This is a genomic window from Massilia varians, assembly GCF_027923905.1.
Classification (GTDB): Bacteria; Pseudomonadota; Gammaproteobacteria; order Burkholderiales; family Burkholderiaceae_D; genus Telluria; species Telluria varians_B.
Window position 1 is genome coordinate 2,922,449 of record NZ_AP026966.1, and the last position, 24,610, is coordinate 2,947,058.

The following is a 24,610-nucleotide window of genomic DNA, read 5'->3' on the forward strand; positions in this document are numbered from 1 at the left end:
ATTCATATTGATGGCGGTATGGCGTCGAAAACCGACGACCGAGGTTCTGGTGCATTCCGATCAAGGAAGTCAATTCAGCAGTTGCGACTGGCGCGACTTCCTCGAATCACACAACCTGGTACAGAGCATGAGCAGGCGCGGTAACTGCCACGTCAACGCAGTTGCCGAGAGCTTTTTTCAACTGCTGAAAAGAGAGCGAGTTCGCCGCAAGGTCTATGCGACACGCGATGAGGCTAGGCAGGACATCTTCGACTACATCGAGATGTTCTACAATCCGAAGCGGCGCCACAGCTTCAATGAACGACTGTCGCCAGTCGAGTTTGAAAAGCAGCATTTTTTACGGCTGCAGAGTTGAGGTGTACTGTCAATAACGGACACGCTCGTCTTAAGCCGCCTGCGGCTGTTCGCTGAAGGATTCGGCGAACAACGCTGGCGGAACAAAGCCGATGCGGGAATGGCGCCGCTGTCGGTTGTAGAAAATTTCAATGTATTCCTGAATCGAGGCCTTTGCCTCAGCACGGGTGGCATAGCGGCGATGATGAACAAGCTCATTCTTCAGCGTGCCCCAGAAGCTCTCCATCGGCGCGTTGTCATAGCAGTTCCCGCGGCGCGACATCGACGCGCGCATGCCGAACTGCGCCACCAGCTCCTGGTAGGCATGGGCGCAGTATTGGCTTCCACGGTCCGAATGATGGATCAGCCCTGGCGCCGGCCGCTTGTGGCTCACGGCGCGCCACAAGGCCTGCGTCGTCAGCTCCTGCGTCATGCGCTCGCCCATCGCGTAGCCGACGATCTCGCAGGTAAAAACGTCCTTTACGCCGGCAAGATACAGCCAGCCTTCGGCAGTGGAGATATAGGTGATGTCGGTCACCCACACTTCGTCAGGCCTGTTCGGCGCGAACCGCTGTTCCAGCAAGTTCTCAGCGATGGGAAGGTTGTGATTCGAGTTTGTCGTTGCGATGAATTTGCGCCGTTGTTTGCAGCGCAGATTGAGCTCCTGGCGAAGTCGGCGCACACGGTCGCGACCAACTTCATGACCCTGTGCAGCAAGCTCGTGCTTTATCCGAGGCACCCCGTAGGTCTCTCGGGTTTGCCGATGCACTGCCGTAATCAGGATTTTCAACCGAGCGTCTTCCTGCTCGCGTGTCGATGGCTTGGCCTGCAGCGAGTTGTAGTAGCCGCTGCGCGAGACGTCCAATACCTGGCACATCAGCTTCACAGGATAGCCAGGGAAATCGAGTCGCATTGTCTTTATCCACGCGTACTTGGCAGCGACTCCTGCGCAAAGTACGCCGCCGCTTTTTTTACGATGTCCCGCTCCATCTCTGCCTGGGCTAGCTGCTTGCGCAGCTTCGCGTTCTCCGCTTCCAGCTCGGCCACAGAGCGGCTTCCAGGGGCTGCTGTTGCGGCCGGCCCGCGTTTGGCGGCTGCTACCCAATTGGCCAGCGTCCCTTTTGGGATACTTACTCGTGCTGCTGCCTGCTCAATGGACAAACCCTGCGCCAGCACCAGCTTCACGGCTTCTTCCTTGAGTTCCGGGGTGTACGTCTTCTTCAATGTCTTCATAAAGGCTCCTGTTGGTGAACTTTACCAAACAAGAGTGTCCGAAAAAATCAGCGCACCTCAAGTATCTAGGAAAATGGTGGCGATTCAGTACGTTCTCCGGTACACCAAACGGCTCACCTGCCTGCGACTGCAATCCGCTGGTGATCTGAGTGGCTACGGGAAGCTACGATTGATCGGTTCCTGCTTGGCCTCGAAGTCGATCAATTACGTCGCCAGCCGTATCGCTTCTGCGTACTACAACTTCCAGTGCCCGGAGCAGATGCTCAGCCACCTCCATGTCCTCGTTCGCGTACGCTCGCTGAAGGAGTTCAGCTAGACAGTTTTCGAACGTCTGGTCGTTGGCATTCACGTCGCGCTCCTCCAATAGGGTTGCCTAAGTGGAGACACCTGAGGTCTTGCACATCGCGGCCGTACAGCCCGCGGGGCTCTTGCTTTTTTGCGACAGGTTCGGCGTGCCAGCCCTGAACATGGCATGTAAATGACTGACCACCGAACTTTTACAATCGAAGCAGAGCCTTATCGCCTACGTCTCATCACTACATCTGATTGATGAAGCCCAATGATCTGGGCACGCTGTGATGGCGTCTGCAGTTCCAGGAAAATTATGCCGCCGCCATTTGGCGGCACTCAGCTGCGCAGCGTCGGCACGCGTCAGCACATGCCTTGCAATGCTCTTCCTGGTGCTTGCTGCACTCGTCGGCGCACAGGTCGCAAACTGCGGCGCAGGCTTCGCATAGCGCCTTGGCAGCTTCTCCACCACGGGCCATCACGCCAGCGGCGAGTCGGCAGATTTGCGCGCAGTCGACGGTGAGGCTAATGCACCGCGCCATACCTTGGACATTGTTCTCGCTCAAGCACGCACCTGCACACATATCGCAGGCGTCTGCGCAGTCATTACAGGCTTCAACGCACGAGGAATACTGTTGGTTCTGCATGGTAGTTCTCCTTTGAGATTGATTGATAAACAAAATGCCTCTATCAGGACAAGGCAGCTTGTTGGCATCCCTAGGAGATTCGCCGCTGCTCTAGATCTGACTTTTGGGTGGGACGGCGCTAGTAGCACCGCCCATCATCTATTTCAACCGATCTTCCGCTTGCGTAAAAGTCGTTAGCAGACAACCAAGGCACATGCGCTATGCGTGTGCTGCCTTGGCAGCTACGCGGCGAATTTCTCGGCGGCGCATCATGAGGTAAACGACTGGCACCACGAACATTGACAGCAGCGGGGCAGTGATCATTCCACCGACCATTGGAGCGGCAATACGTTGCATGATTTCCGAACCGGTGCCGCCGGCGACCATGATCGGTATGAGGCCGGCGATGATCACTGCGACGGTCATGGCCTTCGGGCGTACCCGCAACACCGCTCCTTCGCGAATGGCATCAACCAGGTCTGCTTCTGAAGATTTGCCCGCGGCAATACGGTCTTCCCATGCATGCTTCAAGTAGAGCAGCATGATGACGCCGAACTCGGCCGCAACGCCCGCCAAGGCAATGAAGCCGACCGCACTGGCAACGGAGAGATGATGCCCCAGCGCCCATAGCAGCCAGATGCCGCCGGCAAGGGCGAATGGCAACGTCGCCATGATCAATACCGCCTCGTCAAAACGCTTAAAGGTCAGGTATAGCAAGACGAAGATGATCAATAGCGTGGCCGGAACCACCACTTTAAGTTTTGCACTGGCGCGCTCCATGTATTCAAACTGCCCGGACCAAGACACCGAATAGCCAGCGGGTAGCTTGACCTTGGCGCCTACCGCCTTCTGCATATCCCGGACAACCGAGTTCATGTCCCGGCCGCGGATGTCGACATAAATCCAACCAGATAAACGCGCGTTCTCGCTTCTGAGCATTGGCGGCCCGTCGGTAATTCGAATCGTCGAGACGTCGCCCAAGCGAATCTGCGCGCCCTGCGGCGTAAGCACAGGGAGCTGACGCAATTTTTCGACCGAATCGCGATACTCGCGCGGATAGCGCAAGTTAATAGGGAAGCGCTGCAAGCCTTCGACCGTCTCGCCAATGTTGTCGCCGCCAATTGCAGAGGACACGATACTCTGAACATCAGCGATGTTCAGCCCATAGCGTCCAGCTGCATCCCGGTCGATGTTCACGTCAATGTAGCGACCACCGCTAAGGCGCTCGGCGAGAGCGGAAGACACGCCAGGGACCCCTTTGACGATCGTTTCGATTTCTCCTGCGATTCGGTCAATGACTTGCAGGTCCGTTCCCGCAACTTTGACACCGACTGGGCTCTTGATCCCTGTCGCCAGCATGTCGATACGGTTTCGGATCGGCGGTACCCAAATGTTGGACAAACCCGGGACCTTGACCACGCGGTCGAGCTCCTCGATCAGCTTGTCGGGCGTCATGCCCGGTCGCCACTGATCACGTGGTTTGAACTGGATGGTCGTTTCGAACATTTCCAGTGGAGCTGGATCGGTCGCCGTTTCCGCACGTCCGGCCTTGCCGAAGACGCTTTGCACTTCGGGAACGGTTTTGATCAAGCGATCGGTCTGCTGCAGCAGCTGCGAAACCTTGCCGGCAGACAGGCCCGGCAGCGCCGACGGCATGTACAAAAGGTCGCCTTCATCCAACGGGGGCATGAACTCACCTCCGAGGCGGGTCATCGGCAGAACGGTAATGGCGACCACCACCGCAGCAGCCACCAACGTAGCCTTTGGAAACTTGAGCACAGCCTCGAGAAGCGGGCGGTATAGCGCAATTAACAGCCGGTTAAGCGGGTTCTTATGTTCGTCTGGAATACGGCCACGGATCAGGTAGCCCATCAAGACAGGAATCAAGGTTACTGCCAGCCCCGCGGCCGCGGCCATTGCATACGTCTTCGTGAATGCCAGGGGAGAAAACAGCCTGCCTTCCTGCGCTTCCAGCGTAAATACGGGAATGAAAGACAGAACAATGATCAAGAGTGAGAAGAACAGGGCCGGGCCGACCTCGGCGGCGGCGTCGCCAATGACTCTCCATCGCTCTTCTCCCTGCAAAGTCTTGCCTGGATGACGGTGGTTCCACGCTTCTAGGTGCTTGTGCGCATTCTCGATCATCACCACTGCCGCGTCGACCATCGCGCCGACCGCGATTGCAATTCCGCCTAGTGACATGATGTTGGCATTGACGCCCTGGTAGTGCATCACGATGAAGGAGATCAGGATGCCGATCGGTAGAGTGACGATGGCAACCAGCGCCGAGCGCAAATGGAAGAGGAAGATCGCGCAGACGACAGCCACGACAATAAATTCCTCAATCAGCTTTTCCTGCAGATTCGCGACAGCGCGGGTGATCAAGGCGGAGCGATCATAGGTGGGGATGATCTCGACACCGGCGGGCAAGCTCGCTTTCAGCGATTCGAGCTTCGTCTTGACGGCTTCGATCGTCTCGAGCGCGTTCTTCCCTGAGCGCATGACGATCACGCCGCCAGCTACCTCGCCTTCACCATTAAGCTCGGCAATACCCCGCCGCATCTCGGGCCCTAGCTGGATATGGGCGACATCACCCAACCGAACCGGAATGCCGCCGGCGGCAACCATGAGCGGAATCTTGCGAAAATCCTCGAGAGACTGGAGGTAACCGGTGGCCCGCACCATGTATTCGGCTTCACCGAGCTCGAGGACGGATCCACCAGCTTCCTGGTTCGCTTTCTGTACCGCTTCGATTGCCATCCCGTGCGTCACGTTGTACGCACGCATTTTTTCTGGATCGAGCACGATCTGATACTGACGCACCATACCGCCAAGGCTTGCAACTTCCGAGACGTTTGCAACAGTCTTCAGCTCGTACTTGAGGAACCAGTCTTGCAAGGCACGTAGCTGGGACAAATCGAGCTTGCCGGTGCGATCGACGAGCGCATATTCATAAACCCAGCCGACGCCGCTCGCGTCGGGTCCGAGCGACGGTTTCGCCTGTGGCGGCAGGCGGGATTGGACCTGACTGAGATACTCGAGCACGCGGGAGCGCGCCCAGTACGGATCGGTCCCGTCTTCGAACAGGATGTAGACGAACGAGTCCCCGAAGAAGGAGTACCCGCGAACGGTCTTGGCTCCAGGAACCGACAACATCGTGGTTGTCAGCGGATAGGTAACCTGGTTCTCCACGATCTGCGGAGCCTGGCCCGGGTAGGGGGTGCGAATGATCACCTGTACATCAGACAGGTCTGGTAGTGCGTCGAGCGGGGTTTTCTGAACCGACCATATGCCCCACCCAGTGATGGCCAAAGTCGCCAGCAGAACCAGAAAACGATTGGCGATGGACCAGCGAATCAGCTTGGCAATCATTTCTTCGAGCCCTTCATTGTGCCCATGTTCGATTGGCCGATCTTCGAGATGTCGACGATTTCGTAAGCACCATCCTTGGTTTGCTTGAACCTGAAGCTCACGCTGTCACCAACGGCGACAGGGTAGGGTGCAGAACCTGCTGGCACCTTGAAGCCCATCGTCATCGCTGGCCATTGCACGCTAGGGACCGGGCCGTGCGAAATAGTGATCTCTTCCTTCTGGATGCTTTCGATCTTTCCTTCGCCACGATGGGTTGCATCGGCCGGTTTCGCCTCGGGAGACGCCCCGGCGTCACCCAAACGCGTTTCCGTCGCCCTCAGGCTAGATTCCGAATCGATAAGAAACTGGCCAGACACAACAACTTGTTGTCCTGCTTCCAGTCCCTTGACAATTTCAGTGCGGCCATTCGTTTCAACCCCAGTTTCGACCTCGACTGGCTTGAATTTTCCATCGCCCAGAGACACCATCACGACACTGCGTTTGCCAGTTCGGATAAGGGACTCAGACGGCACCGTCAAGGCGGCAGTACGCGCCGCAGGTGTGAAGTTCACGGTAGCGAACATGCCTGGTACCAGCTTATTGCCGGGGTTTGCCAATTCCACTCGTGCGTTTAAAGTGCGTGTTGTTGGGTCAACCTCAGGGAGGATAGCGCTGACTTTCCCTTTTAGTACTAGCCCCGGTAAAGCGGTTGTCCTGGCCTCGACCAGCGCGCCCGGCCGGACATGTGAGGCGAGCGATTCAGGAACGTTTGCGTTGACCCATACGGTGGCCAATCCGTTGAGTTTGAAGAGAGGAGCGCCTGAGCTGACAGTCATGCCCTCGCGTGCAGTCAGCTCGGAGACCACTCCGCTGATCGGCGCGCTAATGGTAATGCGCGGTTGCACCCGTCCACTGTCGGTCACGCGTCGGATCTGATCCTCGGTCATTCCAGCCAAGCGCATCCTCTGACGGGAAGCATCGACCATTCCGCCGGGAGCGCTCGGCCCCATTTTTCGCGCGGCCAGGTACTCCTCTTGAGCCGCAACCCAATCCGGAACGTACAGCGCTGCCAGAGCCTGCCCTTTCTTGACGGGATCAAGGGGCGCCCGCACGAACAATCTCTCGACATAGCCTTCGGCGCGCGCTTGAACGAGCTCTGCGTTACGCTCGTTGTAGGCCACGCTGCCAACCGCCTCGACGGTCGGGGCAAGAGTCTCGGATGTCACTTCCGCCACCCGGATCCCCAGGTTCTGCTGAAAACGCGGGCTGATCGATACAGATCCGTCGTCGCTAACTTCGTCCGCATATACCGGGACGAGTTCCATATCCATGAAGGGCGATTTGCCTGGCTTATCAAACTTTTGCCCTGGAACCATTGGATCGTGCCAGTAGAGCACCTTCCGTCCCGTGGCGGGATCGGTATTCTGGTCGACTTGTGTCTTTGGGCCAGAAGCGGCGCTGCCCATGGGCACGCTCATTTTCATCCCATTTTGCATGCCCAGGTGATACAGGCCATAGCCGCCTGCTCCCACAACAGCCACAAGCAGCGCGGCCATAACGATCGGTTTGAGTTTCATATTGAGTCCTGATCAGTTCGAAACGGAAGGGGTATGTAAGCGAGATGTATTCGGAACAAGAAAATTGATTTGCGCCCACAGTCGGGCGATTTCCGTTTCCAGTTCCACCGCTTGAAGTTGCATTTGCGTTTCTTCACGCCTTGCCGTTAGCACTTCCGCTTGGGATGCCTTACCGCCGCGGTAAGAAGCCATCTGCGCGTCGACGCGCGAGCGCGCCAATGGGATGAGCTCACGTACATAACGTGCATGGCGATCCTGATTAGTCTTCCATTCATTGATCATGGCCTCGAGCTCTGCTACGTGGGCCCGGAGCATTTCGTCACGAACTGCTCTTGCTTCCTCGACCTGTGCTAGCCTTGCCGACAGTTCACGGTCTTGGCGATTCTTTCGGTTCCATTGCAGGGGGATCGAAACACCTAACGAAACCATGTTCGAATAGCCTGAGCCGCGCTGCTGGAAAGCCAGCTCAACGCTCCAATCAGCTTTTCGATCAGCCCGGGCCAGATTCGCTTCGGCTGTGGCGATCTCTTGTTGCTTGGTTGCCACCGCAAGCTCAGGATGATGGTTTAGCTCCCGTTCAATGTTGGCGAGATCAAGCCGGACCTCGTGAATGTTAGGCTCACCGGCGATGGGTAACTGAGCGGCCTCACCGACCCAACGCGCCAGTGCGATTCGTGCGTCGCGCAAGCGACGCTCGATTTCGCTTTTCCGATTCTCGAGTTGAGACAAATTGCTCTGCGCACTGAGAATCTCAGCCTGCGTACTGGTGCCGGACCTGTACGCTGCCTCGATGGCCTTTAGCTCCTGTTTTGCCTGCTCGAGCTGTTCCAACACTAGCGCGGCCATACGTTGCGCGTAGTAAATGTCAAGACCCGGCTGGTTATACACGCGCTTCCTGAACAATTCAGGGCGTTTTTCATGCCATTCCTTGAGCGCCTGAACGGGTGTTTTGTGTTGGAGCGCGCGTTGCGGAATGCTGTGGTTGTAGATCTTGACGTAATTGCGCAGCGTCGATTCCAGTTCGGCAGCTGAACCAAAACGGGTCTGGTTGACGATGTCGCTGATACGACCGTTGAAGCGCTCCACCATGCCGTTGGTCTGCGGATGACGAGGCGGGATGAGCCGGTGTTCGATGCCGAGCTGCTTGCACAGGCGGTCGAACACGTGTGTGCCGCTGGGTTCCTTCTTCTTGCCGCCAGCCGTGAAGCGGTCGGTGAACTGGCTGCCGTTGTCGGTCAGAAGCTTGACGATCTTGACGGGACAGGCTTGCTGGACTTTGTTGAGGAAGTCGCCACTGCTGCCATCGGTCTGGTCGGCATAGAGCTCGATGAAGACCCAGCGCGTAGCACGGTCGATGGCAACGAAGAGATAGCGCCTTGCCGTCTCGTCGGGCATCTGCGGCAGGTACTTGATGTCGATGTGCACAAAGCCCGGCTCGTAGTCCTTGAAGGTCTTTTTCGTGGCGGGCGCAGTGCCTTCCTGCTCGACCAGGTTACGTAGATCCGAGACACCGTGGCGGCGCAGGCAACGTCCCAGGCCGGCACGCGAGACGGCTGGATTGATGAACTCGCGCGTGACCGCCAGCAGGTCGTCCGTGGGCAGCAGCAACGTCTTGCGCAGCTCCACCACGATGAGCTCCTGCTCGGGCGTGAGCGTCGTGTACATCTTGTTCGGCGCATGCGACTTGTCTTCAGGAGACTCGCGGTTTTGCCACTTTCGGATGGTTTGGCGGGTGACGTTGTACATCCTGGCCAGTTCGGCCTGCGGGAGCGTCGAGTTCCTGATTTCCTCACGGATCAGGTGGGTAGTACGGGCTTGGCTGTGCAGTGCCTGGGTCATCGAGTTGCCAGTGAAGAGTCGGATTGGAACAGTGTACGCAAAACGTGTCTGGCCTTGAAGAGCGGCCAGCTACGCATGGGTACATGATCCCACGAGTCCAGACAAGTAAAGGCTAAGCCAGGCGACAGCGGTATCGCGTTCAATTGTCGCCGCCAAAGCCGCCTTCTCTGCAAGCGACTTCTCGGCCTCACGCTCGAAGCGCTGCGATCGCAGTCTGCGTTTTTCTGCGCGTGGGAGGTCTTGCATTACGCCTATTCGACGCATGGTCATCGATTCACGGCCCAAGCTGAAGCGCTCCGCACCTTCCACTGGAAGGTTGTCGATCCCAACTTTCAATACCGGGTCGGGAAGCTCGCCCGCTGCGGTTGCCATATCGCGCGCAGCGGCAGCAGCATAGTCCTTCGAGGTCAGAAGTCGTGACCGGTCAATCGCAACCTTCTGCGCCCCTTTCAGTGTCAATGCGGTATCGGCAGCCTCGGCCGGCAGGCTCGTGCTGGCGATGAGCAAGCCAAGAATTATCGGTCCTGTCACAATTTGAGCTAAGTTCATGTTTGTTTGTCCATTACGTTAGGGTTGCAAGTCGGCCAGATCGCTGACGGTCGGCCACGAGCCAGGCACGGTTCCTAACGATGCCTGATCTTAGTTTGCATAACCTATCAAAAACGTTACCGCTTCATTACGATTTCGTAATGTAGCTCAACCATGGGCTTCAGCGTTGTTTCAGCCTTCTGACATCAAGCGGCGCAACTTCCCGAATCGGTCGGGGCAAGCGGAGCAAGATCAGTATCGATTCTGCCTCTACAGTCGCAACCGCCATGGTTGCTACGCATTTCAGGGCGTAAGAAGCCAAAATATGCTTGGCTGGCAAGTTGTTTGCCAGACGTGAAAACTCAATCGTGTGGTTCGAACCTGCATGTGAGAAATCACACGAATCACAACGGCTTTAGTCCGAATGAATGTCTACGACACAGTCACAATGAACTTTCTACTTTGTCATACCATCGGCGACGCCGATGAGCTCCGGCGGAGCAGGTCATTACACATCTGTAACGAGATCGTCATCACGGCGTCAGACGGCGACCGATAAGCTAAGCACCTCAGTCAATGTTGCTACCGCTAAGGAGGAATTACCATGAAGTTTGCCGCAATCCTGTTCGCTCTCTCTGTCAGTATCAGCGCTGGTGCAGCCGCATCTGACAACTCCCGGCCGATTACCTACGGCCATCCCGCCAAGGAAGGTACCGCATCCCGGGTGATTAAAATTTCGCCAAATACAAGGGCGATCAATGTTCACGATGGTGAAACTGTCCGCTTAGATGTTAATGGGAATGTTTTTGAGTGGACCTTTAATATTCCCACCCGTGAGGGCGTAATCAACTTGTCCGACATCGCCCCGACTGAAACCGCTGCTAGCGGTGTCCGGGTGTACGTCGCGCCGAATCCGCTGTACTTCGGTTGAGTGGCGTTCGTGGATGTACGGTTAACGTGACCACTCATTCGCCCTGTCGTGCCCATTTCATTGCCGGACGCCAGCAAATAGTGCTGACCGCGTGGTTACCTTCGACAGGACCACGCGGGTCCGGCGCGAAATGGCCGGCAGAGCTTTTAGGATTACTTTTGATTCGTAAGTCGCCATCGGTGACCCGATGCCGCTGATCATCGGCTCAGGGCTCGGCTGAGCTGCATGCGCTTTCGATGGCTGCCTCATTAACTGGGATTCGGTGCCAGGCCGTAGTATCGATTCGAATCGGATGAGCAGCTGTGCGGAAACGTGTGCTGGAAGGCTATTCAGGCGCCGGGGAACTCTCTCGAACTGCCGCTGTTGGTAACGGGAAGCTCAAAGTGAAGGTAATCATCCCGTTGGCGTGACTACCAGCTGCGGCGTACCCACCATGGAGCGTCACAATCGCCTGGACAATTGATAAGCCGAGGCCTGTTCCGCCGGCTTCGCGCGAGCGGGCCGAGTCGGCCCGATAAAATCTGTCAAAAAGCCGGCCAAGATGCTCTGCGGAGACAGGGGCCCCGGTATTGGTAACTGCGAGTTCAACCCTCTCGTCGGCCGTTCTTATTCGGATCGCAACGGTGCTATTGGGATTGCCGTACCGGACAGCGTTTGACAGCAGATTAGTAATCGCACGGTCGACCAACCCGACGTCCGCAAGCACTTTTCCTTCTCCTTCCACGACAAAATCGATATCGCGCTCGTGCGCCACGAGCTCTATATATTCCACGACCTTGCGGGCCTCATCGGCCAAGTCAACAATCGTTATGCCCAGGTGCGAAGTTGAGTTGTCGGTCTGCGCTAAGAACAGCATGTCTGCGACAATCCTGGTCAGCCGCTCCAACTCTTCGATATTCTGTTCCAGCAACTCGACAAGCTGCTCGTGTGTCCGAGGCTGCGACAACACAACCTGGGTGCGGCCGAGCAGGATCCCTAATGGCGTGCGCATCTCATGTGCCAAATCGGCTGAGAATTGGGACAGACGGCGGACACCGTCCTCTACACGGTCCAGCATGCCATTGAATGCGAGACAGAGGGGCTCCAGTTCGCGGGGCATCCCGTCGGGATTGATGTGATCTGGAATATTCCTCGCGGACATTGAAATCGCTGCATCGCGAAATCGGTTGAGCGGCCTTAATCCAACGTTGACAATAGCCCACGCTCCGAGCGACATAAGTGCGAGCGCAAAAGGGGCTGCACCAGCTGCCACCATTACAAAGTTCAAGAGTAGTTCTTCGTCAGCAGTACGATCAACCGTCAGGATCAGGACGTATTGCTCTCCGTTGGTCACTGTGCCTGACGTAACCACTGAGAGCATCGGATCGCCTGAAGGGGCTGACCGCCAATCCAAAAAAGCATCCACGCCCCAGGTATCATCCCGTAGACGAGCAAGCGATTGCAGGCCAACAGGACTAAATGCTATCAAAGCAGAAAAGTTATTGGGCCGCGCCACTGCCGCGTGCAGACCGTCATGCCTCGACACCAGATCGGCAAGGCGATGCGCGACCGATCCAAGTGTGTCCAGGCTTCCATTGTTACCCAGTATGGTACGAGCTTCCGCCAACGCGACTTTAAGCACCTGGCGCCTCTGCTCACCCATCTTCGAAGAAATGGTGGCGTAAGAAAACACCACCACGCCCACTGCCTGGATCAGGCCAAGTAAGCCGACGAGCATTGCTAGCTTCGATGTCAGACTGCGTGCGATCATGGGCGTGGATCGAACACATACCCTACGCCGCGCACGGTATGTATAAGCTTGACCGTAAATGGTTCATCAACTTTCGCGCGAAGCCGCCTGACGGCGACATCGATAATATTTGTGTCAGAATCGAAGTTGATATCCCAAACGAGGGAAGCAATCTGCGTTCGTGACAAAACCTCACCGCGACGCCGCATGAACATGACGAGCAAAGCGAGCTCCTTCGCAGAAAGGTCGATGGTTTTGCCGCCTCGAACTGCTCGATGTTTAACAGGATCTACTTCCAGATCAGCTACTCGTAGAATGTGGTCCAATGGAACGACGTTGCCACGCTTCAGCAAAGCGCGCACACGGGCGAGCAATTCCGGAAACTGGAAGGGTTTGACCAAGTAATCGTCGGCGCCCAGATCAAAACCCTTGACTTTGTCGTCAGTGTTTCCGCGCGCGGTCAACATCAACACAGGCGTTTGCTTAACCGTTCGTAATGCGGACAACAACGCGAACCCATCGACACCGGGAAGCATGACATCAAGCAAAATCAAGTCGTGCTCCCCCTCAACACCGTGATGCAGTCCGTCTATCCCATTGAGCGCAGTTTCGACTATATAGCCTTGCTCAGTTAACCCTTGAGAGATGTACTGAGCCGCCCGAGGCTCGTCTTCCACAATAAGAATCTTCATATGTGTCTGGACTCGTGGGATCATGTACCCATGCGTAGCTGGCCGCTCTTCAAGGCCAGACACGTTTTGCGTACACTGTTCCAATCCGACTCTTCACTGGCAACTCGATGACCCAGGCACTGCACAGCCAAGCCCGTACTACCCACCTGATCCGTGAGGAAATCAGGAACTCGACGCTCCCGCAGGCCGAACTGGCCAGGATGTACAACGTCACCCGCCAAACCATCCGAAAGTGGCAAAACCGCGAGTCTCCTGAAGACAAGTCGCATGCGCCGAACAAGATGTACACGACGCTCACGCCCGAGCAGGAGCTCATCGTGGTGGAGCTGCGCAAGACGTTGCTGCTGCCCACGGACGACCTGCTGGCGGTCACGCGCGAGTTCATCAATCCAGCCGTCTCGCGTGCCGGCCTGGGACGTTGCCTGCGCCGCCACGGTGTCTCGGATCTACGTAACCTGGTCGAGCAGGAAGGCACTGCGCCCGCCACGAAAAAGACCTTCAAGGACTACGAGCCGGGCTTTGTGCACATCGACATCAAGTACCTGCCGCAGATGCCCGACGAGACGGCAAGGCGCTATCTCTTCGTTGCCATCGACCGTGCTACGCGCTGGGTCTTCATCGAGCTCTATGCCGACCAGACCGATGGCAGCAGTGGCGACTTCCTCAACAAAGTCCAGCAAGCCTGTCCCGTCAAGATCGTCAAGCTTCTGACCGACAACGGCAGCCAGTTCACCGACCGCTTCACGGCTGGCGGCAAGAAGAAGGAACCCAGCGGCACACACGTGTTCGACCGCCTGTGCAAGCAGCTCGGCATCGAACACCGGCTCATCCCGCCTCGTCATCCGCAGACCAACGGCATGGTGGAGCGCTTCAACGGTCGTATCAGCGACATCGTCAACCAGACCCGTTTTGGTTCAGCTGCCGAACTGGAATCGACGCTGCGCAATTACGTCAAGATCTACAACCACAGCATTCCGCAACGCGCGCTCCAACACAAAACACCCGTTCAGGCGCTCAAGGAATGGCATGAAAAACGCCCTGAATTGTTCAGGAAGCGCGTGTATAACCAGCCGGGTCTTGACACATATGTATTTCAATTTTCCATGTGTTGGCCGGTCATTTTATTGAGGACTGTAGAGAAAGCTACAGGTTCCGAGGACTGCACTCAAACAAACTACCAACACGAAAATGACAATTTGTCTTCCTGAATCGGCTTGTGCAACCGTCTCGAAGTCACGACATTGTTGCACAACGGATGGCTGAGCGTGTGGATGGGCACCGGCAGCGGGATAAGATCACTGCGCTGACTAGCTTCGATGCTGGTTGCGGCTCCCTAAACCAACGTCGAGCTCGCACTTGCGGAAAGGAATTCATGTTGCTGCTGCCAGATCGACAAGGTTGAACAGGCCGCGTCGTCAGAGCCCTCCTTATACATTACATCATCGTAATGTGCAGGTAATCCTCCAGTCAGTTACGTTCCGCTATGATCTATCCATGCAGTCGATTTGCACTGCAATGCAAATCAGAACATGTGTCTTCGCTCAACTACTTGGAACGGTTTGAATATGAAAAAGATGCTAATTTCGCTCGTGGGCGCTGCCCTAATCGGAGCAGGCAACCCGGCTTTCGCAGGCCCTGACTGGCAAATAATTGAGCATGGTAGAAAAGTTGCAGCCGAACGCTGGCGCCAAGCCCAAGCTCAAGAAAACAAGCACCAACAACAGTCCAATCAAGCCGCTGTAGCAAAGCAAACAACAAAACCTTGCCACGAAACGAATATAAGGTCTGATTGAACAGCACTTCGCTTCAATGAAGACTTATCTTGAAGCACCTGTCAAGAAATTAATTTATATCTAAAAGGATACTATTATGAAACGCATTGCCCAACTTGCTGTCATCGCCGCCTTCTCTGCTTCTGCTGCTGCTTTCGCTCAGAATAGCGGCGGCATGATGAACATGGACCATAAGAAGTGCATGGAAATGAAAGATATGAGTGGTATGGACAAGCAGAAATGCAAAGAAATGATGAAGAACATGATGTCGGACGACAAGGCCAAAGGCGCGGCCGATACAACCGTCCACACCGCTTCGGCGGTCGTGAAAGCGGTTGACCCGGCAAATGGGAAAGTCACTTTGGCCCATGGTCCTGTTAAAAGTCTGCAGTGGCCCGCGATGACAATGGCGTTCGCGGTCAAGGACAAGGCGCTTTTTGACAAGCTGACGGTAGACAAAAAAGTTGACGTCGAGTTCACGCAACAGGGGACAGTCTATACTGTTTCTGCAGTTAAGGCCACCTCGAATAACCCGGCTTTTGGCATGATCGAGGCGATATGACGCGCGATCGAATGGCCCCGAGCTGTTGCGCGCGCCGGCAGCGTCATTTTGATAGCGAAGATCGCCCTCGAATCAGGCCAGTTTGGCAGCCGAAGGCTGCCAAACTGCTGGTTTAGAACGGTGCAACCCCGTGTTTCTTCAAGAAGACGAGACGCTTGAGGTTGTAACTGGCCGCTTTCAGGTGCAGGGCGAACGTCGTGCGCACGATCCCCAGGCAGCGCACCAATTTGCCGCCCATCTGCGCCAAGGCGCCAAACACATGCTCGACACGAGCGCGCGGCGTGGCGATCGCGCGATTGCGTCGCTTCTGCGTGTCGGAAATGCCTTTGGTTGCATGGCCGCGTCGCTGGATGTGCACGCGCCAGCCCGCCTGCTTCAATCTGGTTTCCCGTTCAAGGCTGGGGTAGCCCCGGTCGGCATACACATCGCGACTAGTATTGTTCAGGTCGAGCAACTCTTCAAAGACGTTGGTATCTGCCACCGCAGCGTGGGTGACGACGATCTTGCGGATCAGCTTGCAACGCTTGTCAACACTGGCATGCAACTTGTAGCCAAAGTGATTCTTGCCGTGCTTTTTGGTCCACTTGGCATCAACGTCTTTCTGTGCCCGCTTGTGCGGCTTCCAGCTCAGCGGCATCGTGCTTTCTTTGACCGTCTCGGCTTCTTCTCGCTTGTTGCGCTGAACCGGTGCCTGAACCAGCGAGGCGTCGACGATCTGGCCGCAGCGCGCCAGATAGCCTTGCGACAGCAATTGCTGCTGGACTTGTTCGAATACCTGATCGCCTACGCCCGCCTGCGCCAGACGGTCACGGAACAGCCAGATCGTTTTGGCGTCGGGGATACTGCTGCTTTCAGTCAGATCCAGAAAACGCAGGAAGCTGCGGCGGTCCAGCAACTGATACTCCAGCGCGTCATCGGCCAGGTTGTAGAGCTGTTGCAGCACCAGGATCTTGATCATCAGTACTGTCGGGTATGGCGGACGGCCGCCTTTGGCCCGCGACGGACGCGGCGCGACGGCATCGATACGTGCCGCCAGCGCCTCGAAATCCACATGCTCGGCCAGGCCCACCAACGGATCACCCAGTTTCGACCGCCGATCCTCACGCTCCTGCTCGGCAAATAGACTGATCCGGGGTTTCATCATCACGACACTCGCTGGCTTGGTTCGATGTCAGGATTTTACCCAGCTTGCGTCAGGTCAGCCGAGGTTTTTCGAGGTGCCCTTAAGTAATCCCGGCACAGCCCGGGCTGGAGAGGCGCAATCCCTGCGGAAAGCGTCCTGCTGCATCCAGCCCGGGTATGGGGCAGCATCACGAAAGCTTACAAGATCGATGCGCCGCCCGGCAAAAAACTCTTGCTTGCGATGTCGGAAACCGAGAGTGCTTTGTTGAGCAATCATGAACAGTCCACCCGGAGCCTACTGGCGTAAGTAAGTGCCCTATCTCTCGCAACAATAACCAGGCATTCTAAGGGGAGTTCACTATCAATTTCCCTCGCATCATATTCATTCCGCACGTGAACGTGAACTCGCCAGACTTGTCCGGATTGAGCTCAACCGCTGTTGACTTAAATGCCGGCAGATTTTTCGCGATGCCGAAATCACCAAAGATGACTTGCTCGCTGCAAGAAGCAGTTTCGTCCCGATAAAATTCAAGGCGTACCGGCTTTCCCTGCCTGACGACGATAACATCGGGCGAGTACCCCCCTTTCACGGTCACTTTGATCTCCTGTACACCACTCTCCGTAGTCGAGGCCGCGACAGCCTTACGCTCTCCAAAGAAGTACCACAACACGAAAGCAATCAAAAGCAGTTCACTAACCACGACGGTTATCTCGGCGCTATCCATATTTCCTCCTATATTTCAGGTTTAAAGCGCCGCAGGCGCAAGCTATTGGCAACAACTGAAACACTTGACAGCGACATTGCAGCGCTGGAAATAATCGGCGACAAAAGCCAGCCGGTAAACGGGTACAGGACACCTGCAGCAACCGGAATCCCCAACACGTTATAGATGAATGCCCAGAACAGGTTTTGTTTGATGGTACGCATCGTTGAACGTGACAGCGCGATACCATTGACAACGCCTCGCAAGTCGCCCTTGAGCAGCGTGATATCGGACGCTTCGATGGCGACATCAGTGCCAGTACCAATTGCGATGCCAATATCAGCCTGCGCGAGAGCAGGGGCGTCGTTGATCCCGTCACCCACCATCGCCACGACTTTCTTTTCTTGTTGCAGCCGTTTGACGACATCCACTTTTCCCTCACCGGCCATGTTCCCGCCCGGATCGAGCGCCCCCCACGCACTGCCGCGTCAATCGCGGCGTAATCCTTCACGGCTAGCGCCGGCGATGCGTTCCTGATTACCGGGAGACCCGCCCGTGTCCGCGCTCGCGCCTGCACGAAGGAGTCATCCTGACCGGGCACGCGTTCAAACAAATCAGATCAAATAACCGAGTCGTGTCCCGGTGGCTATCCGCCGCGGGGCAGGCGTATCCGCGTCCCTGGTCACCGGCATGGGAACGTTTGGGGCCGAATCGCGCAGATTCCTGCGCCAGAAGTCGCATTTCGAATCGGAGAACCATATGAAACGTTCAGAAGTTACTGACGTCTGCACAAGCAGCTGGCGGCGCCGTTTCCTGCAAGGGCTGGGGGCAGCGATAGGCCTCGCGGGTTTCAGCCCAAGCGCGCTGTTTGCCGCGCAGGACAGGCGCAATCTACGCGGCACCAGTTTCGATCTCGAGATCGGGCCGGTTCCTGTCAATTTCACTGGAGCAGATCGTATCGCCACCGCGGTCAACGGCCAGGTGCCGGCGCCCACGCTCTACTGGAACGAAGGCGATACCATCACGATCCGGGTTACCAACCGTCTGCCGACGGTCAGTTCGATCCATTGGCACGGCATCCTCCTCCCGGCCGACATGGATGGCGTGCCGGGGCTGAGCTTTGCCGGGATCCAGCCCGGACAGACCTTCACCTACCGGTTCGAGGTCAAGCAGAGCGGTACGTACTGGTACCACAGTCATTCCGCGTTCCAGGAACAGCTCGGCTTGTACGGCCCGATCGTCGTCCTGCCAAAAGCCGGGGAGCGCGTCCAGGCCGATCGCGATTATGTCGTCATGTTGTCGGACTGGACGGACGAGAAGCCGGAGCGGGTGCTGGCCAACCTGAAGAAGATGAGCGACTTCTTCAACAACAAGCAACCCACCTTCGGCGAGTTCGTCAGCGACGTGCGGAGCATGGGATTCGCCGCCGCCGTGGAAAAGCGCAAGATGTGGAACCAGATGCGCATGATGCCGACCGACTTCAGCGATGTGACGGCCAGCCGGAATATCAGCGGGGCACTGCGTTACCTCATCAACGGCGCCACCGCGGAGATGAACTGGACCGGCCTGTTCCGCCCCGGTGAACGAGTCCGCCTGCGCTTCATCAACGGCGCCGCGACGACCATCTTCGACGTGCGCATCCCGGGTTTGAAAATGACCGTCGTCTCCGCGGACGGACAGGACGTGGAACCCGTCACTGTCGACGAGTTCCGGATTTCGGTCGCCGAAACCTATGACGTCATCGTCCAACCGCGAGAGGACCAGGCGTACACGATCTTCGCGCAGTCGATCGGACGCTCCGGTTTCGTCCGGGCCACGCTCGCACCGCGGCCGGGAATGCTGGCTCCCGTACCGAACATGGACGAGGCCCAATGGCTCAGCATGACTGACATGATGGGAGCAATGGCCATGTCAGGCATGCATGGCTCCGCCACGGGCGGCCATGCGATGGGTGGACATGCACAGCAGGCGGGCGCATCGCCACCGGCAGCGACGGCAGGTGCCGCGCATCAGGGGCACGACATGCCGATGGCAACGCAAACCGACCCGCATGCCGCGCATGCCCAGATGCCTACGGCCGCCGCGCCGACCGCGGGCCATCCGCCGAAGGTGACGCATGCGCGCACCGAATACGGGCCGGGCGTCGACATGCACGTCGATATGCCGCGCACCAACCTCGACGACCCCGGCGTCAACCTGCGCGACAACGGCCGACGTGTCCTGACGTATGCCGACCTGCGCACGATCGGCGGGCCGGTCGATCCACGGGAACCGAGCCGGGAGATCGAGCTTCACCTCACCGGCAACATGGAACGCTTCATGTGGTCGTTCGATGGCCAGAAGTTCTCCGAATCCTTGCCGATCCGCTTCCGCTTCGGGGAGCGTCTGCGCATCGTGCTCGTGAATGACACGATGATGAATCATCCGATCCACTTGCACGGCATGTGGAGCGAACTGGAATCGCCCGACGGGAAATTCCAGGTCCGCAAGCACACGATCAATGTACAGCCGGCCCAAAGGATCACCTACCGGGTCACGGCCGATGCGCCAGGCCATTGGGCTTACCACTGCCATCTGCTGTACCACATGGAAGCCGGGATGTTCAGGGAGGTGGTCGTATCATGAAAAATCCATCGATTAAACCTGCGCCTCGCGCGCTCGTGCTGGCGTGCCTGCTTGCAGCGAACGCCGCAGCGCAGACGACAGCTCCAACCCAGCCGCCGCAGTCGACCGGCAGCCACGACATGTCGACCATGGACCACTCCAAAATGGGACACGGTACGCCCGCGCCGGCCGGCAAGAAGACGTCGCAACAGGCACCGACCGACCCGGCCCCGTCGAATGCACCGGCAGCTGGGCATGCTGGCCATGCCGGGCATGGCAACACGGCAGAGCCGCCCAAGGAGGCCCCGCCGGCGCCGGCGGCGCAACACCAGGGTCACGCAACCGGCCATTCGAGCCACGCGGCACAACCAGCCGCTCCCACGAAGCCACCGGCCCAGCCGACATCCACGGCCGCGCCCGGCATGGATCACGCAGCCATGGGACACGGTGCAGTCCCCGCAGCAGGAAGCGCTGGCCAGGAACACGCGTCCGGGACGGGTGGCGGTATGGCGGGCCATGCCATGCAAATGGGGCCCATGCAGGGAGGCAACCCTCCGCCCGACGCCCGCGATCCGAACGCCTATAACGAGGGAACCCGACACGCGAACTTCGGCAACCACGAAATGAACGACAACGCTCCGTTCGGGAAGGTACTGGTCGACAAGCTGGAAGCGGCGAGGGGCGATGGCGAACACGGTCAGAACCTCGAGGCCGAGGCCTGGTACGGCAATGACTACAACAAGGCCTGGGTCAAGGTCGAGGGAGAGCGCCGGGGTGGTTCCCTCGAATCGTCCCGCACCGAGCTACTGTGGGACCGGGCATTTGCGCCATTCTGGAGTACCCAGCTGGGCGTGCGGCACGACGGCGGCGAAGGTGGAGGAAAGAACTGGCTGGCCGTGGGCGTCCAAGGCCTGGCGCCGTACTGGTTCGAGACCGAGGCCACCGCGTACTGGCGCTCGGGGAGCGGATTCGCGGCACGCCTCAACGTGAAATATGAAATCCTGTTCACGCCGCGACTGATCCTCGAGCCTGAGCTGGGCGCGAACCTGTACAGCCGTGCGGATCCCGAGCGTGGGACGGGCGAGGGTGTCTCCGACCTGAGCGCGGGTTTGCGGCTGCGCTACGAGATCACGCGCAAGTTCGCGCCTTACATCGGCGTCACCTGGAACCGGCAGTTCGGAGAAACCGCCGATTTCACGCGCATGCGGGGTGGCGACCCCAGCGAAGTGCAGGCGGTAGCGGGCGTGCGCCTGTGGTTCTGACTTGACCGGCAAGCGGCATCGTTCCGCAGCGCGCGAGAGTTTTGTCCTGATAGAGACCTAGACCAACTTGTTCAAGGAGAACGCCATGAACCAGCAACACGAAACCTGTATCGAGGCCTGCAATGACTGTGCGGATGCATGTGACATGTGCGCCGCCGCCTGCCTGCAGGAGGACGACGTGAAAATGATGGCCCGCTGCATCGCTCTCGATATCGATTGCGCGCAGCTTTGCCGGGTTGCCGCCGCCACGATGGCACGGGGTGGCGAAGGAGCCAAGATCGTCTGCGAGGCCTGCGCCGCACTGTGCGAGATGTGTGCGGAAGAGTGCAGCAAGCATCAGATGGAGCACTGCCAGGCGTGCGCCGCGGCCTGCCGCAGGTGCGCGGAAGAATGCCGCAGGATGCTTGCGGCATGATCGCGATTTGAGTAGGGAAGGGCGGTTAGGGAGCGGATTCCCCTAGCCGCAGCAAAGGAATTTTGTGGCGGCGCGAATTTGCGCCGGTGTATTCGCTCGTTCTTAAATTTTATACGGAGGATTGTTGTAAAAACGTATCTTTATTGCTTACTTGCAGAAACCGCGTTACATTAAAAGTGCGGCTTAATTGTATATACAAGCCGTGAGTGACTCGCTTCATCCCACCATGTGCCGCGACCTGAAGCCCTAAACGTTGCGGTTTCATAGCTCTTACAAAAATAACCCCGGAGGGTAAATGGTTCACAAATACGTCCCAAGAACGACAGCCGCGCTCGCACTGCTGGTCCTGCAGCAGAGTGCCCAGGCGCAACAGCCCGCCACCAGCGACAACACCCAGGTAAGCGGGATGGAGCGGGTCCAGATCACCGGCAGCCGGATCAACCTGCGGCAGGAACAACTGACCGGCGTCGGTCCCGTGACCGTCATCGACGCCGAAACCATCCAGCGTTCCGGCGCGATTTCGGTCGAGACGCTGCTCCAGCGGCTGCCGTCATCGGCGGGCACGGCCGGGAACCAGACCAGCGCATACTGGACCAGCAATGGCTACGGCACGACGCAGGTCAACCTGCGCGGCCTGGGCATCGACCGCACCCTGGTGCTCCTGAACGGACGCCGTGTCGTGTCCGGCGGTACGGGCGCCAATAGCTCCGTCGACCTGAACATGATTCCAGTGGCGATGATCGAACGGATCGAGGTGCTGAAGGACGGAGCATCGGCCATCTACGGGGCCGATGCCGTCGCGGGTGTCGTCAACATCATCACCAAGAAGGCCTTCGATGGCGTCGAGGCATCGGTCCGGTTCGGCAGGACCGAGCGCGGCGACGGGGACGAGAAATCCGCCGATCTGGTCTGGGGTAGCCGTGGTGAGCGCGGTTCGCTCATGGCGTCGCTGAACTATTCGGAAAGCGGCGAGGTGAACCTCGCGTCGCGCGCGCCGTGCTCGCTGTTCGAGGATGAAGGCGAACTGGTCTGTTCCGGCAGCTCGTCCACCATCGGCGGCCGTGCCCGGCTGGCCGACGGCCGCCGGGTCAACTTCAACCAGGACCCGAACGGGAATCCGCGCGGCTTCGAAACCTACAGCGCAGCCAAGCACGCCTACAACAGCAACCCCTTCCTGAACGCGGTCAACCCGATCAAGCGGATCGGCGTCAGCGCCTTCGGTAACACACGCCTGACCGATAGCGTCGACATGTTCACCGAACTCATGTTCACGAACCGCAAGTCCAGGCAGCTGGCGACGCCAGGCGCGATCGGCGTCTACCGCCCGATCGAGATCGCGGCCAGCCACCCGACCAACCCGACCGGTCAGAACCTGACGCTGGAGCGCCGCCGGGTTGCCGAGGTGGGACCGCGCCACTTTTTCCAGGAGACGAATACCTTCCGCATCGTCGCCGGCCTGAAAGGCGCGCTGGGAGAGAAGTGGGACTGGTCGGCATCCCTCAACTGGGGGCGTAACACGGGCGTGGACGGGATGACCAACATCATCAACCTCGACCGGGTGGATGCGACCCTGAACGCCGCGACCTGCGGCAAGAGCCCGACCGCCGCCCCCTGCGGCAATTACCTCGGCTACGGCAACCTGAGCCCGGCGGTGCTGGAGTACATCCACTTCACGACCCGCGACCACGGCGGCAACGACCAGAAGAGCTTCAACGCCAGCGTCAGCGGCGAGCTGTTCTCGCTGCCGGCGGGACCGGTAGGATTCGCCTCCGGTTTCGAATACCGCCGCGAGAAGGGGTGGCGCGACCCGGACAGCCTGATCGTGTCTGGCGCGGCAAATACTCCTGCCATGGACCCGATCGCCGGCGAGTACAGCGCGCGCGAAATATTCGCCGAGCTTTCCGTCCCCTTGCTGGCCAAGCTGCCGCTGGTGCAGTCCTTGACCATGAATGCCGCCGCCCGCTACTCCGACTACAGCTTGTTCGGCTCGCAGGGAACCTACAAGCTCGGCCTGGACTGGCAGGTGATCCCTTCGCTCAAGATGCGCGCAAACCGGTCGACGGCCTTCCGTGTCCCGAACGTTCCGGAGCTGTTCGGCGGGGTCTCCGAGGGCAACCTGACGACGACCGACCCGTGCAACAACTGGAATACCCTCGACCCGAACTCGGCGGTCTACAAGAACTGCCAGGCGTCCGGCGTCCCGGTCGGCTACAGGCAATTCGGTCCATCGATCCTGACGACCGGCGGCGGCAACCAGAAGCTCGAGCCGGAAGAGGCGGACACCTTCACGGTCGGATTAGTCTGGACCCCGTCCAGGGCGCTAACCCTGACCCTCGACTACTTCAACATCGAGATCGACAACGCCATCGAAACGGTACCGGGCTCGACCAAGCTGTCGGTCTGCTATAACTCGCCAGGGCTGTCGCACATCTTCTGCCGGCCGTCGAGCTTCACCCGCGATCCGCGCACCGGCGAAATCAACTTCCTGTCGTCGCAGCCGGAGAACGCCGCGCAGCAGAAGGTCGCCGGCCTGGATTTCGGCGCCATGTATGACTTCAGCCTGTTCGGATGGGCCTCGTCGCTCACGGCCGACGTCTCCCGCCTCAACCGCTTCGACGTGACGCCATTCCCTGGCGGCGAGGTCATCGAGTACGCCGGCAAGATCACGGGCGGACGCGGAAGCTATGCCAAGTGGCGGTCGACGGCGTCCCTGACCTCGTCCAGCGGACCGTGGTCGGGTTCCTATACGGTCCAGTACATCGGCAAGGCCGAGGACATCAATGCCGCACCGGAAGACATCGGTTCACGTGCACCGAGCATCGCCTACCACAACGCCAGCGTGAAGTATGCGTTCAACAAGGCGATGGCGGTCTCGTTTGGGGTCGACAACCTGTTCGACAAGCGTGCCCCGTATATCCAGAGCTGGACGGACGGGAACACCGATACGATGACCTACGACCTGCTGGGGCGTCGCTGGCACGTTCGCCTGGGCTACAAGTTCTAGCCATTCAATGATGCCGGGCGGCCCGCGAGCGTGTATGC

General features: G+C 58.3%; 17 protein-coding genes and 3 pseudogenes. 9 read left to right on the forward strand and 11 right to left on the reverse strand.

Annotated elements, in window-relative coordinates; translation table 11 throughout:
- The first annotated feature begins 10 nt into the window (after positions 1-10).
- Positions 11-355, forward strand: a complete 345-nt coding sequence (locus tag MasN3_RS13245) for an IS3 family transposase (protein WP_370662365.1) — start codon at positions 11-13, stop codon at positions 353-355.
- Between the two features lie 30 nt (positions 356-385).
- Here MasN3_RS13245 and MasN3_RS13250 read toward each other — a convergent pair.
- The 6 genes and pseudogenes from MasN3_RS13250 to MasN3_RS13280 form a co-directional block, all read right to left on the reverse strand.
- Positions 386-1,566 (reverse strand): IS3 family transposase gene (locus MasN3_RS13250; RefSeq protein WP_281907664.1). Its coding sequence is split into 2 segments (ribosomal slippage): positions 386-1,299 and positions 1,299-1,566, totalling 1,182 coding nucleotides; the frame shifts between segments, so codons are not numbered across the junction.
- Between the two features lie 1,133 nt (positions 1,567-2,699).
- A complete protein-coding gene (locus MasN3_RS13260; protein ID WP_281907666.1) occupies positions 2,700-5,852 on the reverse strand; it encodes an efflux RND transporter permease subunit in 3,153 nt (1,050 codons plus the stop codon).
- Positions 5,849-7,408 (reverse strand): efflux RND transporter periplasmic adaptor subunit, encoded by a 1,560-nt coding sequence (locus MasN3_RS13265; RefSeq protein WP_281907667.1) that lies wholly within the window; start codon positions 7,406-7,408, stop codon positions 5,849-5,851. The genes MasN3_RS13260 and MasN3_RS13265 overlap by 4 nt, the downstream gene beginning before the upstream one ends.
- 12 nt (positions 7,409-7,420) lie before the next feature.
- Complete coding sequence (locus MasN3_RS25300; protein ID WP_370662366.1) at positions 7,421-8,095, reverse strand: TolC family protein; 675 nt, start codon at positions 8,093-8,095, stop codon at positions 7,421-7,423.
- Positions 8,069-9,247: pseudogene (locus MasN3_RS13275) on the reverse strand (IS481 family transposase); the annotation flags it as partial. The pseudogene MasN3_RS13275 and the gene MasN3_RS25300, both read right to left, overlap by 27 nt.
- A gap of 69 nt (positions 9,248-9,316) precedes the next feature.
- Complete coding sequence (locus MasN3_RS13280) at positions 9,317-9,796, reverse strand: hypothetical protein (protein WP_281907669.1); 480 nt, start codon at positions 9,794-9,796, stop codon at positions 9,317-9,319.
- 583 nt (positions 9,797-10,379) lie between these two features.
- Between MasN3_RS13280 and MasN3_RS13285 the strand changes: the two genes are divergently transcribed.
- On the forward strand, positions 10,380-10,706 hold the full coding sequence (locus MasN3_RS13285) for a CzcE family metal-binding protein (protein ID WP_083415465.1): 327 nt from the start codon (positions 10,380-10,382) through the stop codon (positions 10,704-10,706).
- Positions 10,707-11,031: 325 nt separating this feature from the next.
- Here the strand turns inward: MasN3_RS13285 and MasN3_RS13290 are convergent, their stop codons facing one another.
- Both MasN3_RS13290 and MasN3_RS13295 read right to left on the reverse strand, forming a co-directional pair.
- On the reverse strand, positions 11,032-12,456 hold the full coding sequence (locus MasN3_RS13290; RefSeq protein ID WP_281907671.1) for a heavy metal sensor histidine kinase: 1,425 nt from the start codon (positions 12,454-12,456) through the stop codon (positions 11,032-11,034).
- Positions 12,453-13,127 (reverse strand): heavy metal response regulator transcription factor, encoded by a 675-nt coding sequence (locus MasN3_RS13295; RefSeq protein WP_071362892.1) that lies wholly within the window; start codon positions 13,125-13,127, stop codon positions 12,453-12,455. The genes MasN3_RS13290 and MasN3_RS13295 overlap by 4 nt, the downstream gene beginning before the upstream one ends.
- Positions 13,128-13,234: 107 nt before the next feature.
- Here MasN3_RS13295 and MasN3_RS13300 point away from each other — a divergent pair.
- The 3 genes and pseudogenes from MasN3_RS13300 to MasN3_RS13310 form a co-directional block, all read left to right on the forward strand.
- Positions 13,235-14,209 (forward strand): annotated as a pseudogene (locus tag MasN3_RS13300) (IS481-like element ISKpn27 family transposase); the annotation flags it as partial.
- A gap of 483 nt (positions 14,210-14,692) precedes the next feature.
- Complete coding sequence (locus tag MasN3_RS13305; protein WP_143054574.1) at positions 14,693-14,920, forward strand: hypothetical protein; 228 nt, start codon at positions 14,693-14,695, stop codon at positions 14,918-14,920.
- Positions 14,921-14,996: 76 nt separating this feature from the next.
- Positions 14,997-15,461, forward strand: a complete 465-nt coding sequence (locus tag MasN3_RS13310; RefSeq protein WP_281907672.1) for a copper-binding protein — start codon at positions 14,997-14,999, stop codon at positions 15,459-15,461.
- A 112-nt stretch (positions 15,462-15,573) separates the two neighbouring features.
- Here MasN3_RS13310 and MasN3_RS13315 read toward each other — a convergent pair whose 3' ends face one another.
- The 3 genes and pseudogenes from MasN3_RS13315 to MasN3_RS13325 all read right to left on the reverse strand — a co-directional run.
- Complete coding sequence (locus MasN3_RS13315; RefSeq protein WP_281914461.1) at positions 15,574-16,602, reverse strand: IS5 family transposase; 1,029 nt, start codon at positions 16,600-16,602, stop codon at positions 15,574-15,576.
- A gap of 325 nt (positions 16,603-16,927) precedes the next feature.
- Positions 16,928-17,308, reverse strand: coding sequence for a cupredoxin domain-containing protein (locus MasN3_RS13320; protein WP_071362890.1), 381 nt, complete (start codon positions 17,306-17,308; stop codon positions 16,928-16,930).
- Between the two features lie 8 nt (positions 17,309-17,316).
- Positions 17,317-17,772: pseudogene (locus MasN3_RS13325) on the reverse strand (HAD-IC family P-type ATPase); the annotation flags it as partial.
- 274 nt (positions 17,773-18,046) lie between these two features.
- Between MasN3_RS13325 and MasN3_RS13330 the strand changes: the two are divergent.
- The 4 genes from MasN3_RS13330 (at position 18,047) to MasN3_RS13345 (ending at position 24,572) form a co-directional block, all read left to right on the forward strand.
- Positions 18,047-19,912 carry a copper resistance system multicopper oxidase gene (locus MasN3_RS13330; protein ID WP_071363896.1) on the forward strand — a complete coding sequence of 622 codons (1,866 nt, stop codon included), beginning with the start codon at positions 18,047-18,049 and terminating at the stop codon, positions 19,910-19,912.
- The gene (locus MasN3_RS13335) at positions 19,909-21,153 is read left to right on the forward strand and encodes a copper resistance protein B (protein WP_281907674.1); all 1,245 of its coding nucleotides are present in this window, start codon (positions 19,909-19,911) and stop codon (positions 21,151-21,153) included. Before MasN3_RS13330 ends, MasN3_RS13335 begins: the two co-directional genes overlap by 4 nt.
- Before the next feature lie 85 nt (positions 21,154-21,238).
- Positions 21,239-21,568 (forward strand): four-helix bundle copper-binding protein, encoded by a 330-nt coding sequence (locus tag MasN3_RS13340; RefSeq protein ID WP_071362887.1) that lies wholly within the window; start codon positions 21,239-21,241, stop codon positions 21,566-21,568.
- A gap of 295 nt (positions 21,569-21,863) precedes the next feature.
- Positions 21,864-24,572: a TonB-dependent receptor gene (locus tag MasN3_RS13345; RefSeq protein WP_071362886.1), complete on the forward strand. Its 2,709-nt coding sequence runs from the start codon at positions 21,864-21,866 to the stop codon at positions 24,570-24,572.
- Positions 24,573-24,610: the final 38 nt, after the last annotated feature.

Bases quoted from the DNA above. Each gene is read 5' to 3' on its own strand.
- MasN3_RS13305 (WP_143054574.1), top strand. From the start codon at position 14,693: ATGAAAAAGATGCTAATTTCGCTCGTGGGCGCTGCCCTAATCGGAGCA.
- MasN3_RS13265 (WP_281907667.1), bottom strand. From the start codon at position 7,408: ATGAAACTCAAACCGATCGTTATGGCCGCGCTGCTTGTGGCTGTTGTG.
- MasN3_RS13310 (WP_281907672.1), top strand. From the start codon at position 14,997: ATGAAACGCATTGCCCAACTTGCTGTCATCGCCGCCTTCTCTGCTTCT.
- MasN3_RS13340 (WP_071362887.1), top strand. From the start codon at position 21,239: ATGAACCAGCAACACGAAACCTGTATCGAGGCCTGCAATGACTGTGCG.
- MasN3_RS13290 (WP_281907671.1), bottom strand. From the start codon at position 12,456: ATGATCGCACGCAGTCTGACATCGAAGCTAGCAATGCTCGTCGGCTTA.
- MasN3_RS13260 (WP_281907666.1), bottom strand. From the start codon at position 5,852: ATGATTGCCAAGCTGATTCGCTGGTCCATCGCCAATCGTTTTCTGGTT.
- MasN3_RS13335 (WP_281907674.1), top strand. From the start codon at position 19,909: ATGAAAAATCCATCGATTAAACCTGCGCCTCGCGCGCTCGTGCTGGCG.
- MasN3_RS13295 (WP_071362892.1), bottom strand. From the start codon at position 13,127: ATGAAGATTCTTATTGTGGAAGACGAGCCTCGGGCGGCTCAGTACATC.
- MasN3_RS13280 (WP_281907669.1), bottom strand. From the start codon at position 9,796: ATGAACTTAGCTCAAATTGTGACAGGACCGATAATTCTTGGCTTGCTC.
- MasN3_RS13285 (WP_083415465.1), top strand. From the start codon at position 10,380: ATGAAGTTTGCCGCAATCCTGTTCGCTCTCTCTGTCAGTATCAGCGCT.
- MasN3_RS13245 (WP_370662365.1), top strand. From the start codon at position 11: ATGGCGGTATGGCGTCGAAAACCGACGACCGAGGTTCTGGTGCATTCC.
- MasN3_RS13315 (WP_281914461.1), bottom strand. From the start codon at position 16,602: ATGAAACCCCGGATCAGTCTATTTGCCGAGCAGGAGCGTGAGGATCGG.
- MasN3_RS13320 (WP_071362890.1), bottom strand. From the start codon at position 17,308: ATGGATAGCGCCGAGATAACCGTCGTGGTTAGTGAACTGCTTTTGATT.
- MasN3_RS13345 (WP_071362886.1), top strand. From the start codon at position 21,864: ATGGTTCACAAATACGTCCCAAGAACGACAGCCGCGCTCGCACTGCTG.
- MasN3_RS13330 (WP_071363896.1), top strand. From the start codon at position 18,047: ATGAAACGTTCAGAAGTTACTGACGTCTGCACAAGCAGCTGGCGGCGC.